A 12,566-nucleotide genomic window follows, 5' to 3' on the forward strand; every position below is an offset into this window, starting at 1 on the left:
CCCGGCAGTAGCGTCCGACTCGCCCTCACGCCCGACGAACCGGCCCCCGCCCGGCGGGAGTCTGGAGACCGAGCCAGACACCCGACCGGAGGGAGCCCGGGCCCATGGGGGCCGTAAGGACGCGCAGCGGGCGGAAACGGGCCGTGCCCTGGGTGGTGGTCGGGCTGTGGCTCGCCGCGCTCGTGCTGGTCGGGCCGCTCGCGGGCAAGTTCGCCGACATCCAGCAGAACCGCGCGGTCGACTACCTGCCCGACAGCGCCGACTCCACCCAGGTGGCTAGGATCCAGGACGAGCTGCCGGGTGGTGAGTCGTCCGATCTGGTGCTCGTCCACCACCGCGGCGGCGGGCTGACCGACGCCGACCGGCGCACCGCCGAGGTGCTGCGCGAGCACGGCCCCCGGACAGCCGTGGCCCGCTTCCCGGCCTCGACGGGCTGACCGACCTGGCGGAGGCGGCGCGGCTGGCCGGTGCCCGCGTCGAGCAGACCGCACGCGTGGGGGCAGGCGCCGCCCGCCGTCGGCGCCGCCGCCTACCGCATCGTGCAGGAGGCGCTCACGAACGCCGTGCGGCACGCGGGGCCCGAACCGGCCGTCCACGTCGAACTGGACGAACGGCAGGGCGCCCTGCACCTGTCGGTCCGCGACGACGGCACCGGACCGGCCTCCGGCCGCACCCCGGGCTTCGGGCTCGTCGGGATGCGGGAGCGGGCCCGCAGCGTCGGTGGCACACTCGACGCCGGACCGCGCACCGGGGGCGGATGCGAGGTGCGGGCGGTCCTGCCGCTGACCACGACGGGGGAGAGAGCCGGATGACGATACGGGTGCTGCTCGCGGACGACCAGACCCTGGTGCGGGAGGCGTTCGCGATGCTCGTGGAGTCGGCCGGGGACATGGAGGTCGTCGGCCAGGCCGCCACCGGCCGGCAGGCCGTCGAGCTGGCCCGCGGCGCACACCCCGACCTCGTCGTGATGGACATCCGCATGCCCGACCTGGACGGCATCGAGGCGACCCGGCTCATCGCGGCCGACGAGGACCTCGCTGCCGTACGGGTGCTCGTGCTCACCACGTACGACACCGACGAGAACGTCGTCGAGGCGCTGCGGGCCGGTGCCTCGGGGTTCCTGGTCAAGGACACCAGGCCGGCCGAACTCCTCGACGCCATCCGCACGGTCGCCGCCGGAGAGGCCCTGCTGTCGCCCGGCCCCACGGCACGGCTGATCGAGCGGTTCCTGCGCAGCCCCTCCGCCCCCGAGACGGGCGGGCCCGAGTGCCTGTCCGGGCGGGAGCGGGAGGTGCTCGCCCTGGTCGCGCGCGGCCTCACCAACACGGAGATCGGCGACGCGCTGGGCCTGAGCCCGCTCACCGCGAAGACCCACGTCAGCCGCATCATGGGCAAACTGGCGGCACGGGACCGGGCGCAGCTGGTCATCGTCGCCTACGAGTCGGGGATGGTGACGCCGGGCGGCGTCTGACGACCGGGCTCCTTTCCAGTCCCTGTCGCGGCACTGCGCAGCCCTGTCGCGGCACTGCGCAGTCCTGCCGCGGCACTAGAGCAGCCCGGCCGCCGCGAGGTACTTGCCGACCTGCTCCACCTCGTCGGGCGCCAGCGGGATCTGCGGCTGTGCCGTCGCCGGGCAGACGATGACGCCGCGCAGGTGCAGCGCGGCCTTGAACGCCCCGATCGCCGAGGAGTTCGCACCCATGCGGGCCGGATCTCCGACGGTCACCATGCCGAACAGGGCGCACAGGCGCTCCTGTTCGGCACGGGCCCCCTCCCAGTCCCCGGCGCGGCACAGCCGGTCCAGGCGGACATAGCCGTGCGGGTCGACGTTGCCGAGGCCCGGCACCGTGCCGTCCGCGCCGATCGCGAGGGCCGCGTCGACGATCAGCTCGGACCCGGTCAGCACGCTGAAGCCGGTGACGCCCCCGCGGTCCCGGACGCCGGTCACCACCTGGCGGAAGGCGGCCAGGTCACCGCTGGAGTCCTTGAGCCCGGCCACGACCCCGTCGACGGCGAGCTCCAGGACGACGTCGGCCGGCAGCTTCGTGTGGACGGCGACGGGAAGGTCGTAGGCGATGACCGGGACCGGGCTCGCGGCGGCTACCGCGCGGAAGTGGCGGGTGATCTCCGCGGGATGGGTGCGGGTGTAGAAGGGGGCGGTGACCACGACCGCGTCCGCGCCCGCCGCCGTCACCGACGCGACATGGTCCAGGACCCGGGGCGTCGTCATGTCGATCGCCCCGGCCAGCACCGGCAGCTGCCCGCCCACATGGCCCGCGACCGACTCGACGACCAGCCTGCGCTGCCGGTCCGGCAAAAACGCCGCCTCCGAGGTCGAGCCGAGCACGAACAGTCCGTGCACCCCGCCCGCCACCAGATGGTCGACGAGCGAGAGCAGCGAGGGGACGTCCACCTCGCCGTCCGGTGTCAGCGGCGTGCAGACGGGCGGAATGACACCGGTCAGCGGGGCGAGAGTCATGGAGCCTCCATCGGGTCGCGCCGGTGGACGAGGTCGCGGGTCGACTCGTCCTCCCGCACAGGATGGTGGCAGCGGAAGCGGTGCGCGGGCGCCGACGCGGCCGAGAAGCCCGGCATCTGCTCCGCGCAGGCCCCGTCCGCCTTCCAGCAGCGGGTGCGGAACGGGCAGCCGCTCGGCGGGCGGGTCGCCGACGGCACCGGTCCGGTCAGCGGGATCGGGTCGATCGGGTGGAGCAAGCCGGGCGTGGCGGAGAACAGGGCGCGGGTGTAGGGGTGCCGGGCCCGGTCGGTGACCAGGGCGGCCGGGGACTCCTCCACGATCCGGCCCAGGTACATGGTGATCACGCGGTCGCTCATCCTCCGTACCGTCTGGATGTCGTGGGAGACGAACACCAGGGCCAGGCCCAGGCGTTCCTTGAGGTCGAGCAGGAGGTTGAGGATCTGGGCCCGGACCGACACGTCCAGGGCGCTCGTCGGCTCGTCGGCGACGACCAGGTCCGGGTCCAGCGCGAGCGCCCGGGCGATCGCGACGCGCTGGCGCTGCCCGCCCGACAGCTGGCCGGGCAGGGCGTCGGCCAGGGCCCGGGGGAGGCCCACGAGGGACATCAACTCCCACACCCGATCCTCGCGTCGGCTTCGGGTGCCCCGGTCGTGCACGTCGAGCGGGTCACGCAGGATCCGCCGGACGGTCAGGCGGCGGTTGAGGGCCGTCGACGGGTCCTGGAAGATCATGCCGGTGCTGCCGCCGACGGCCCGGCGGCGCTCGGCTGCCGGCATCGCCCACAGGTCCCGGCCCCGGAACGACACCGTCCCCCGTGTCGGCCGCTGCACCCCGACCAGCACCTTCGCCAGCGTCGACTTCCCACAGCCGGACTCACCGACCACACCGACGGTCTCGCCCGGCGCGACGGCCAGATCGACGCCGGTCAGCGCGTACACCCGGTCGCGGGTGAACAGGCCGCCGCTGCGCGCCTTGTGGACGACGTGCGCGTCCGCCAGCTCCACCAGCGCGCTCACGACACCGCCTCGCTCTCGGTGGCCGACAGCTCCAAGGCCGGGTGATGACAGGCCGCCGTGTGCTCGGGAGGGCCGGCCAGGACCGGAGCCGTCGTACGGCAGACCCCGCTCGCGCGCGGGCACCGGTCGGCGAAGCGGCACCCCGCGGGGAAGTCGGCCGGGGACGGCACGACGCCGCTGATCTGCGTCATCCGCTCCTGCGCCGACTCCAGCGACAGCACGCTGCCGAGCAGGCCGCGCGTGTAGTGGTGCGCCGGCGCCTCCACCAGGTCGGCGGTCACGCCCGTCTCGACGATCTGCCCGCCGTACATGACCACCACCCGGTCGGTGACGTCCGCGACCAGCGCCAGGTCGTGCGAGACGAGGACCAGCGCGAAGCCGAGCTCCTCGCGCAGCCGCAGCAGCAGCTCCACGACCTGCGCCTGCACGGTCACATCCAGGGCGGTCGTCGGCTCGTCGGCGACGATCAGCTTCGGGTCGCGGGACAGGGCCATGGCGATCAGGACGCGCTGGCGCTGCCCGCCGGACAGTTCGTGCGGGTAGCTGCGCAGGGTCCGCCCGGGGTCGAGGCCGACCATCGTCAGCAGCTCGGCGGGACCGCGGTGCCCGCCGCGCCGGACGACCTGCTTCAACTGCGCGCGGATCGTCATCGCCGGGTTCAGCGACGACAGCGCGTCCTGGTAGATCATCGCCATCTCGTGGCCGAGCAGCTTGCGGCGGACCCGCATCGGCTCGGCGAGCAGGTCCCGCTGCCGGAAACGGACCTGGCCGCCGACCCGCGCCCCCTTCGGCTCCAGGCCCATGATCGCCAGGGCGGTGAGCGACTTGCCGCAGCCCGACTCGCCGACCAGCCCGAGCACCTCCCCGGGATGCACCTCGAAGCTGATGCCGTCCACGATGTCGACGCCGCCGTGCCGTCGGTCGAAGCCGATGACGAGGTTCTCCACCGCGAGCACCGGCTGCCCGTCCCGGGGCACTCGGCGCGCCCGGGCCCGCAACCGGCGCGCGGCCGCCGCCAGACCGGGCAGCGGCACGACCTCCCCGCCGCCGGGCTCCGTCTCCCGAAGCCGGTCGTCGTCCGGTGCGTCCACCTCCCGCGCCGACGGGGCCGCCCAGGCGTCCGACACCCCCTCGGACAGGACGTTCAGCGACAGCACCGTCATCAGCATCAGCAGCCCGGGGAACACCGTCGCCCACCAGCCGCCGGTCAGCACCATGTTCTTGCCGTCCGCGATGACACTGCCCCAGGACGGGTCCGGCGGCCGTACGCCCGCCCCGATGAAGGACAGCGACGCCTCGAACACGACAGCCTCGGCGACCTGGACCGTGCAGAACACCAGGACCGGCGCGGCACAGTTGACCGCCACGTGCCGCAGCACGATGTACGGCGTCCGCGCGCCGATCACCCGTTCCGCCGTCACGTAGTCCTCGCCGTACTGGTCGAGGACGTTCGCCCGCACCACCCGCGCCACCGGAGGTGTGAACAGGAACGCGATCGCGCAGATCAGCACCGTGACGCCACCGCCGAACACCGCCACCAGCACGGCCGCCAGCGCGATGCCCGGGAACGCCATCACGACGTCCAGGCAGCGCATCAGCGTCTCGTCGACCGCCTTGCGCGAGGTCGCCGCGACCGCCCCGAGCAGCGCACCGGCCACCAGGGCGAGGCCGGTCGCGCCGAGCCCGATCGCGAGCGACCAGCGCGCCCCGTACATCAGCCGGCTGAGGATGTCCCGGCCGAGACTGTCCTGGCCCATCCAGTGTGCGGCGGACGGGTGCCCGGTGCCGTCGACCGGGGGCTGCTGGTCGAGCGGGTCGTGCGGGGCGAGGAGCGGCGCGAGCAGCGCCATCAGGGCGACGAGGGCCAGGAAGCAGACGGCGATCTTCGACAGCGACGGCAGCCGGCGCAGGCCGCGCAGCCGCACGCCGGGCCGCGACAGCGCCGCGGTGAGACTCTTGCGGGTCATCATGGGGAGGCGTCCCTCAGTCGCGGGTTGACCAGCAGGTAGAGGACGTCGATGACGAGGTTCACGACGACGAACCCGGCCGCCGTGGTCAGTACGACGCCCTGGACGACGGCCGGATCGCCGTTCTTGACGGCGTCGATCATCAGCTTGCCCATGCCCGGCAGCGAGAAGATCGTCTCGATGACGACCGCCCCGCCGAGGAGGTAGCCGACGCGCAGGCCGAGCACGGTGAGGGGATTGATCAGGGCGTTTCTGAGGACGTTCCGCCCCACCACCACCCGGGGCGGCAGCCCGCTCCCGATCGCCGTCCGTACGTAGTCCTTGTCGAGCTCCTCCACGACGGCCGTCCGGACGATCCGGGTCAGCTGCGCCGCCACCGGGAGGGAGAGGGCCAGCGCGGGGAGCGTCATCGTCTTCAGCCAGCCGGTGAAGGAGTCGGCCGGGTTGATGTAGCCGCCGGTCGGGAACCAGCCGAGGTCGACCGCCAGATACTGGATCATCAGCAGCGCCAGCCAGAAGCCGGGCGCGGCGACGCCGGTCAGCGACACGACCCGGATGAGCTGGTCGGGCAGCCGGTCCCGGTGGATCGCCGCGGTCACACCGCCGAGCAGGGCGAGGACGACCGCGATGCCCAGCCCCAGGAAGGTCAGTTGCAGGGTGAGTGGCAGCGCGGTCGTCACCTGGTCGATCACCGGCGCCCGGGTCAGCGCGCTGGTGCCCAGGTCGCCGTGCAGCAGGTCGGCGACGAAGTCGGCGTAGCGCACCGGCAGCGGATCCAGCAGGCCGTGCTCTTCACGGAAGGCGTGCAGCTGCTGCGGTGTCGGGTTGGCGCCCTGGAAGAACGCGGACGCCGGGTCGACGTCCGAGAACCGCATCACCAGGAAGACGAACAGCACGATGCCGAGCATCAGCGGCACGAGCAGGGCGACACGGCGCAGCAGGATCCGCAGGACGGCCGTCATGCCGCTAGGCCCACTTGGCCGTCAGGAGGTTGATGCCCGGGTACGGCTGGGCCCTTATGCCGCTGAGCCGCGCCGGGTCCCAGGCCGTCATCAGTTCGTTGTGCACGACCGGGTAGAGCACGGCCTGCTCGGCGACGACGTCGAGGTAGTCCTGGACGATCGCCTTCTTCCTCGCCGGGTCGGGCTCCCGGGTGGCCCGGTCCATGTCCTTGAAGAGCTGCCTGGCGACGGGGTCGGCGGCCCAGCGGGTGTACTGCATCCAGAGGTTCTCGGGACCGTAGTTGTAGTGCATGATCAGGTCGGCGTCGAGGCCGAACTGGTTGGGGTTGGAGGCGGCGGCCACGACCTGGTAGTCCCGCTTCTGGTCCAGCTTCGTGAACACGGCCGTGGTCTCCTGCGGCGACAGGGTCGTCTTCACCCCGATCGCGTCCCAGGACGCCTTGACGGTCGGCAGGCAGTCCACGATCCAGCTGACGTTCACGGCCAGGATCTCGATGCTCAGCCCCTTGACCCCGGCCTCCCTCAGCAGCGCCTTCGCCTTGTCGGGGTCGTGGTCGTAGACGGTCTTCGCCCGCCGGTAGGACGGGTTGGCCTCGTCGAGGAACGAACTGGACGGTCTACCGTGGCCCTTCAGCGCGACCTCCACCATCTTCTCGGTGTCGATGGCGTAGTGCAGGGCCTGGCGCACCCGCACGTCGTCGAAGGGCTTGTGCGCGGTGTTGAACATCAGGAACAGGTTGTTCATCCCGGCCCCGCCGGCGACGGTCATCCCACCGCTCTCCAACTGCCCGATGTTGGCGTACGGGATGTTGTCGGCGATCTGCGCGCCCGCGCTCGACCCCGAGATCTTCGCGACGCGGGGAGCCGCGTCCACGATCGTCAGCCAGTTCATCTTCCGGAAGGCGGGCTTGCGAGGGCCGTTGTAGGCGTCGAACGCCTCGAAGGTCGTGTTCGACTTCGGATGGTGCGCGGTCTGCCGGTACGGCCCCGAGCCGATCGCCTTGCCCTTGATGGCGTCGTCCCAGGCCCCGGGCCGGGAGAACACGTGCTTGGGCATGATCTTGGCGAGTGTCAGCCGCGAAAGCCCGTCCGGGAAGGGGAACTTCAGCACGAGCTCCACGTTCCGCGCGTCGATCTTCCGGACCTCCTTCAGCCAGCTCGCGAAGAAGCCCTTGGCGAGCGTCTGGGTGTCCGGGTCGAGGATCCGCTCGAAGACGAAGACGACATCGTCGGCGGTGACGGGCTTGCCGTCGTGGAACGTCGCCCCCGGCCGCAGCGTGAACCGCCACGTGGTGCTGTCCGGGTCCTTCGGCACCTCGGTCGCCAGCGCGGCGTAGGGCTCGCGGGAGATGGGGTCCGTGTCCAGCAGCCCCTCGTAGATGTGGTGGTTGGCGGCCATGCAGAACGCGGACGCGGTCTGGGTGGGGTCCCAGCTGCCGTCGTTGCCGTAGCCGATCACCGCGGTGAGCGTCCGGTCCCGGCCGCCGCCGCTGCCGGTGTCGTTGGTGGACTCCGGACCCGACGAACAGGCCGACAGCGACGCGGAGACGGCGGCGGCCGCGCCCAGTGCGCCGGTGTACTTCAGGAACGAGCGGCGGTGCAGCGCCGGCACGTCGGGGGTCACGTCGCGCACGGGTCCTCCAGCGAGGTCTGGGGGGGAGGGGACTGGCAGCGGAGATACGACGTCCTACGTCCTGTGGTCAGCGCGACCATAGGAGGGGCCGTGGGGGCGGTCAAGGGATCGCACACGAATGGCGCATCCGCCGGAGGCCGGACCGATGACGTCGCCCGACTGCGTGAGTTGACGGTGCGTCGGACCTGCCGCAGTGCCGGGTCGGTGGCCGGAGGCGGGACGTCGAGACGTCCGGGCCCCGTCGTTCGAATCCGTCACCGGGCGGGCGGGAGCGGACCATGATGAGGGGCATGACCGAGCTGTGGAGCGAGAGTGACGCCGGTGTCCTGAGACTGCCGTCCGGCCGGCTGGTACGGGGCCGAGGCCTGCGCCACCCCTTGAACCCCGGCGCGCCCCTCCCCTCCTACGGTGTCTGTCTGCTCGGCCGGCGGCCGCCCGAGGTCCCTTGGGAGTCGGGCTGGATCCGCTGGCCCGACTTCCGTCTCCCGGCGGACCGGGCGGCCGCCCGGGCGGTACTGGCCGATGTGTGGGAACGGGCCGCCGGGGAGCGGGTGGAACTCGCCTGCGGAGGCGGCCGCGGCCGCACGGGCACGGCCCTGGCCTGCCTCGCGGTGCTGGACGGGGTGCCGGGGGAGGAGGCGGTCGCGTACGTCCGGCGGCACTACGACCGTCATGCCGTGGAGACGCCTTGGCAGCGGCGGTTCGTGCGCGGATTCGGCGAGGGGTGAATCTCGGCCCAGAGCATCGACGAGCCGGACTGGAGCCTCGCGCGCGGGTACGCCAGGGCGTGCCAGGCCGGTCAGTGGCAGTCGGTGTCCTTGCGGGGCCGTTCCCCGGTGGCCAGGAAGCGGGAGACGAGGGTGTCGCCGCACGCGGTGCCGTTGTCCAGGTAGGCGCCGTGGCCGGTGGCGTCGTTCGTGACCATCACGGCTCGCCGGCCCAGGGCCTCGCGCAGTTTCAGCGCACCGCTGAGCGGGGTCGCCACGTCCCGCTCGTTCTGGATGAGCAGGACATCGGACGGGCCCCGGTCGGTGACGCGCACCGGCGGCTCCTTCGGCTGCCACGGCCAGGCGGCGCACACCATCGCGTTTCGCGGCATGCCCGCGGTCAGCGGGTACTTCAGGCGGCCGGTGGCGACGTCCTTGCGGTAGACGGCGGCCGACCGGGGCCAGGCGGCGTCGTTGCAGACGGTGGCGGCCACGACCGCGGCATAGTTCCGCAGCACCGGGTCCGGCGGCGCCTGGGGCGCGGGCGGCACCGTGCCCTTCTTCGCCGCCAGCATCAGCTCGGCGACGGCGGGGTAGCCGTCGGCGGGGTCGTAGAAGCCGTCCAGCATGGTCTGGCGCAGGACGTTGCCGTTCAGCTCCTCGGGGTTGGAGCCCGGCCAGGGGATCGGCGTGCGGTCCAGGCGGGCGGCGAGGCGCAGGAAGAGCGGGCGCACCTCGGCCGCGGTGCGGGCCAGCCGGTGCGGGTTGCCGGGCCGGGAGGCCCACTTGGCGAACTCGGGGAAGTTGTCCTCGACGCCGACCTCGAACGCGGCGAGCCAGGCGCGTTGGCCCTGCACCGGGTCGGGGTGGTCGTTGCTGTCGAGCACGATGCGGTCGGTGCGCCGCGGGAACATCTCCCGGTAGGCGGCGCCGACGTATGTGCCGTACGAGACGCCCCAGGCGGACAGTTCGCGCTCGCCGAGGGCGGCGCGGATGCGGTCGATGTCGCGGGCGTTGTTCTTGGTGCTGACGTGCTGCAGCAGTTCGTCGCCGGCGCGGGCGCAGGCGTCCGACATCCGGCGGGCGGCGGCCATGTTCTCAGCGACGGATCCGCCCGCTGTGGGCCAGGGGAGCAGCTTGGTGCGGGCGAGGTCGGAGCGGTCGAAGTCGCAGCTCACGGGCGTGGACGGGGAGTTGCCACGCGGGGCGAAGCCGATGAGGTCGTATGCGTCGCGTACCGACCGGGGCAGTTGCCTGCCCGTCTCGGAGGGCCCGGCGAGGCTGTCCCCGCCGGGCCCGCCGGGGATCATGAGTAACGCGCCGCGACGGGCCGAGGGCTTCTCGCTGGGGAGGCGGGAGAGGGCGATGTCGATCTTCCGGCCGCCCGGATCGGCGTAGTTCATCGGTACGGAGAGTGCCGCGCACCGCTGACGCGGGTCGAGGCCGGTGCCCTCGCACTTGGTCCATTCGAGAGGCTCGGTATCGGCGGCGGAAGCGGTCAGCGGGACGGCGAGCCCGAACAGGAGAGCTGAGGCAGCGATCAGGGATGCGTTGCGCTTGATCTGCTTCATGGAACGAGCCTGACGGCTCACCGGCCTTCACCACATCCGGTCAACTGCCGTACCGATCAGGGGGTTTACCCCCCCTTGCAGAGTTGCCGATCGGCGTGAACGGGGGGCGTGGGGATGGATGCTCCGGTCGCGGGCCTACAAGAGCCTTTGGCGTGTTCGGTTCGTCAGGGGCAGGCGCAGCATGAAGACGTCGATCGGGTCCTGGGATTCCACCGTGAAGCCGTGGCGTTCGTAGAGACGGCGGGCGGGGCTGCCCTGGAGGACGTTCAGGCGGACGGGCTCGGCGGCAGTGTCCGTCCTGGCCAGGAGGGTTCGCAGGACTGCCGATCCCAGGCCTCGGCCCTGGACGTCCGGGCTGAGGTAGAAGTGCTCCAGCCAGTGGCCGTCCTCGGCTGGGCGCAGGGTCACGCTGCCCGCGAACGATCCGGCGGCCGTGATGATCGAGGTGTGCTGCGGGGAGAAGCCGTCCCGAAGACGCCGCCTCACCCGGTGTTCGTCGAAGCGGCCCAGACGCTCCAGGTCCGGGCGCATCACTGTCGCTCGCAGCTCCGCTATCGCGTCGACGTCCGTCGGTCGTGCCGGACGCATCGACCATGCCGGCCCTGGTCCGGTGTGCTGGTGAGCCGGCTGGGTCCTCTTCGTCTCCGTGCTCGCATCCATCGTTGGATCATTGCAGGCGGGCGGCCCCGACCGTGCGCAGGAACGCCCTCCACGCGTCCGCCCCGACCAGGACCACAGGGCCGTCGGCCAGCTTGCTGTCCCGGACGGGCACGGCCCCGGGTATCCCGTCGGCGACCTCGACGCAGCTGCCGCCCTCGCCGTTGCTGTAGCTGCTTTTTCTCCAGCAGGCGTTGCTCAGGTCGTCCTTGTGCATCGTCTTAGTCCTCAGCCGCGGATTCGATCAGGGCCAGGGACGCCTCCGGGGGCAGGGCGGCGACCCTGAGCAGATCGTAAGCGCGCTGTGCGTTCTTCACCACGCTCGGGTCATCGACCAACGTCCCCGAAAACGACGTCTCTGTATAGGCGACGGGCGGCGCGTCGTCGAACTTCATGAGCGTCAGCATGCCGCCCATGGAGGGGTGAGCCCCTGCCGAGTACGGCAGCACCGTCACCATCACCTGCCGCCCCCGCACCAGACCTGCGATGTGATCCAGTTGGGCCGCCATGGCCTCCTGGCCGCCCACCGGCATGCGCAGCACGTTCTCGTGCAGGATCACCCAATACTCGGGCCTTGTAGCGTCCTCGAGGATCCGTGCCCTTTCCAGGCGGGCCGTCACCTTCTCCTCGACGTAGTCGTCTGTGACGAACGGGTTCGCCGCCACGGTAACCGTGCGGGCGTACGCGGCAGTCTGCAGAAGTCCCGGCACCAGCGTCGGTGCGAACTCGCAGATCTGCGTCGCCAGCCCCTCCAGCTCCACAACCCCCGCGAAATAATCCGCATACCGCCTGTCGTCAATCAGCTTCCTGCACAGCCGCTCGAAAATACCGTCGGTTTGCAGCACCCCGTCGATCCGCTGCGCCACATCCAACTGTGGCTTGCGAATGGCTTGTTCGAACTGGCCGATGTATCCGCCGGAGACGAAAACCCGCGATCCCAGCTCCACCTGGGTGATTCCCGCGTCCTCCCTCCGCCGCTTGAGCTCCGCGCCGAAGAACTCCCACGCCGCCTGCCGAGAACCGTTGGCCATTACCGAACCCCTCTGTGCTGCCCCGCAGTTGTAGGGCACAGACCCTTCCCGAGTGTAGAAGCGGAGCGTCACCGTAGGGACGCGAAGAGTGAAATCGGGAAAGGGAGGGGAGCACGGTGAAGGCACGACACTCGGCGCTCTGCGTCGAAGAAGCGGAGGATGCGGTGAAAGAATTGCGGGCAGAACTCGCCGAGGCGGGAATTACCTTGCCGTCACTGGGGCTCGACCCGGTGAGTCTTGCGCGGGAAGCACCCTGTCCGCTCGTGGAATTGGGCCGGTGTTCCGTGGAGACCGCCCGGCGGCTCGCGGCGGTGCTGCGATGAAGCCACCGGTCGGCGCCTACGTGGTGGACACCCGCAGCGGCCGCATCGGCATCGTCATGGGGCATGAGGGGCCCTACGTGCAGCTGAGGCCGTACGGGGGCGGCAGGGAGTGGGACGCCGACCCCGGTGCCGTCCGGCACGCCACCCCGGCCGAGCGGCTGCGCGCGGCGACGGCGTACGCCAACGCACGCAGCAGGGGCGAGGTCCCCTGAGGCGGTGA

General features: G+C 71.7%; 12 protein-coding genes and 3 pseudogenes. 6 read left to right on the forward strand and 9 right to left on the reverse strand.

Translation table 11 applies throughout. The features are described 5' to 3' along the window. Positions 1-104: 104 nt before the first annotated feature. The 3 genes and pseudogenes from FDO69_RS41210 to FDO69_RS16945 form a co-directional block, all read left to right on the forward strand. Positions 105-374: pseudogene (locus tag FDO69_RS41210) on the forward strand (MMPL family transporter); the annotation flags it as partial. Further along, positions 363-812: pseudogene (locus tag FDO69_RS16940) on the forward strand (sensor histidine kinase); the annotation flags it as partial. The pseudogenes FDO69_RS41210 and FDO69_RS16940, both read left to right, overlap by 12 nt. Beyond that, positions 809-1,471: a response regulator gene (locus FDO69_RS16945; RefSeq protein WP_104780668.1), complete on the forward strand. Its 663-nt coding sequence runs from the start codon at positions 809-811 to the stop codon at positions 1,469-1,471. The pseudogene FDO69_RS16940 and the gene FDO69_RS16945, both read left to right, overlap by 4 nt. A gap of 75 nt (positions 1,472-1,546) precedes the next feature. On the opposite strand, the gene FDO69_RS16950 is transcribed toward FDO69_RS16945, so the two are convergent. The 5 genes from FDO69_RS16950 to FDO69_RS16970 are packed head-to-tail and all read right to left on the reverse strand — an operon-like array spanning position 1,547 to position 8,057. After that, positions 1,547-2,479 (reverse strand): dihydrodipicolinate synthase family protein, encoded by a 933-nt coding sequence (locus tag FDO69_RS16950; RefSeq protein ID WP_104780669.1) that lies wholly within the window; start codon positions 2,477-2,479, stop codon positions 1,547-1,549. Further along, a complete protein-coding gene (locus tag FDO69_RS16955) occupies positions 2,476-3,495 on the reverse strand; it encodes an oligopeptide/dipeptide ABC transporter ATP-binding protein (protein ID WP_104780670.1) in 1,020 nt (339 codons plus the stop codon). Before FDO69_RS16955 ends, FDO69_RS16950 begins: the two co-directional genes overlap by 4 nt. Next, positions 3,492-5,465: a dipeptide/oligopeptide/nickel ABC transporter permease/ATP-binding protein gene (locus FDO69_RS16960; protein ID WP_104780671.1), complete on the reverse strand. Its 1,974-nt coding sequence runs from the start codon at positions 5,463-5,465 to the stop codon at positions 3,492-3,494. The genes FDO69_RS16955 and FDO69_RS16960 overlap by 4 nt, the downstream gene beginning before the upstream one ends. Continuing rightward, positions 5,462-6,424, reverse strand: a complete 963-nt coding sequence (locus FDO69_RS16965) for an ABC transporter permease (RefSeq protein ID WP_104780672.1) — start codon at positions 6,422-6,424, stop codon at positions 5,462-5,464. Before FDO69_RS16965 ends, FDO69_RS16960 begins: the two co-directional genes overlap by 4 nt. Before the next feature lie 4 nt (positions 6,425-6,428). After that, entirely contained in the window at positions 6,429-8,057 is a 1,629-nt protein-coding gene (locus FDO69_RS16970) for an ABC transporter substrate-binding protein (protein WP_104780673.1), read from the reverse strand. A 290-nt stretch (positions 8,058-8,347) separates the two neighbouring features. Here FDO69_RS16970 and FDO69_RS16975 point away from each other — a divergent pair, with 290 nt between their 5' ends. After that, positions 8,348-8,785: a protein-tyrosine phosphatase family protein gene (locus tag FDO69_RS16975; RefSeq protein ID WP_104780674.1), complete on the forward strand. Its 438-nt coding sequence runs from the start codon at positions 8,348-8,350 to the stop codon at positions 8,783-8,785. Positions 8,786-8,856: 71 nt separating this feature from the next. On the opposite strand, the gene FDO69_RS16980 is transcribed toward FDO69_RS16975, so the two are convergent. The 4 genes and pseudogenes from FDO69_RS16980 to FDO69_RS16995 all read right to left on the reverse strand — a co-directional run bounded on the left by FDO69_RS16980 (position 8,857) and on the right by FDO69_RS16995 (position 12,023). Then, entirely contained in the window at positions 8,857-10,335 is a 1,479-nt protein-coding gene (locus tag FDO69_RS16980) for an alpha/beta hydrolase (RefSeq protein WP_104780675.1), read from the reverse strand. A gap of 135 nt (positions 10,336-10,470) precedes the next feature. After that, positions 10,471-10,923: a GNAT family N-acetyltransferase gene (locus FDO69_RS16985; protein ID WP_104780823.1), complete on the reverse strand. Its 453-nt coding sequence runs from the start codon at positions 10,921-10,923 to the stop codon at positions 10,471-10,473. Positions 10,924-11,002: 79 nt separating this feature from the next. Continuing rightward, complete coding sequence (locus FDO69_RS16990; RefSeq protein ID WP_104780676.1) at positions 11,003-11,209, reverse strand: DUF397 domain-containing protein; 207 nt, start codon at positions 11,207-11,209, stop codon at positions 11,003-11,005. Further along, a pseudogene (locus FDO69_RS16995) lies at positions 11,191-12,023 on the reverse strand (helix-turn-helix domain-containing protein). Before FDO69_RS16995 ends, FDO69_RS16990 begins: the two are co-directional and overlap by 19 nt. 116 nt (positions 12,024-12,139) lie before the next feature. Here FDO69_RS16995 and FDO69_RS17000 point away from each other — a divergent pair. Both FDO69_RS17000 and FDO69_RS17005 read left to right on the forward strand, forming a co-directional pair. Further along, positions 12,140-12,346 carry a hypothetical protein gene (locus FDO69_RS17000; protein WP_104780677.1) on the forward strand — a complete coding sequence of 69 codons (207 nt, stop codon included), beginning with the start codon at positions 12,140-12,142 and terminating at the stop codon, positions 12,344-12,346. Then, positions 12,343-12,558, forward strand: a complete 216-nt coding sequence (locus FDO69_RS17005; RefSeq protein WP_030836519.1) for a hypothetical protein — start codon at positions 12,343-12,345, stop codon at positions 12,556-12,558. The genes FDO69_RS17000 and FDO69_RS17005 overlap by 4 nt, the downstream gene beginning before the upstream one ends. The last annotated feature ends 8 nt before the right edge of the window (positions 12,559-12,566 follow it).

This window comes from Streptomyces tibetensis, from assembly GCF_007655005.1.
GTDB classification, from domain to species: domain Bacteria; phylum Actinomycetota; class Actinomycetes; order Streptomycetales; family Streptomycetaceae; genus Streptomyces; species Streptomyces tibetensis.

Coding starts and splice junctions, on each gene's coding strand:
- FDO69_RS16950 (WP_104780669.1), bottom strand. CDS start 2,479: ATGACTCTCGCCCCGCTGACCGGTGTCATTCCGCCCGTCTGCACGCCG.
- FDO69_RS16975 (WP_104780674.1), top strand. CDS start 8,348: ATGACCGAGCTGTGGAGCGAGAGTGACGCCGGTGTCCTGAGACTGCCG.
- FDO69_RS16965 (WP_104780672.1), bottom strand. CDS start 6,424: ATGACGGCCGTCCTGCGGATCCTGCTGCGCCGTGTCGCCCTGCTCGTG.
- FDO69_RS17005 (WP_030836519.1), top strand. CDS start 12,343: ATGAAGCCACCGGTCGGCGCCTACGTGGTGGACACCCGCAGCGGCCGC.
- FDO69_RS16960 (WP_104780671.1), bottom strand. CDS start 5,465: ATGATGACCCGCAAGAGTCTCACCGCGGCGCTGTCGCGGCCCGGCGTG.
- FDO69_RS16990 (WP_104780676.1), bottom strand. CDS start 11,209: ATGCACAAGGACGACCTGAGCAACGCCTGCTGGAGAAAAAGCAGCTAC.
- FDO69_RS16945 (WP_104780668.1), top strand. CDS start 809: ATGACGATACGGGTGCTGCTCGCGGACGACCAGACCCTGGTGCGGGAG.
- FDO69_RS16980 (WP_104780675.1), bottom strand. CDS start 10,335: ATGAAGCAGATCAAGCGCAACGCATCCCTGATCGCTGCCTCAGCTCTC.
- FDO69_RS16985 (WP_104780823.1), bottom strand. CDS start 10,923: ATGCGTCCGGCACGACCGACGGACGTCGACGCGATAGCGGAGCTGCGA.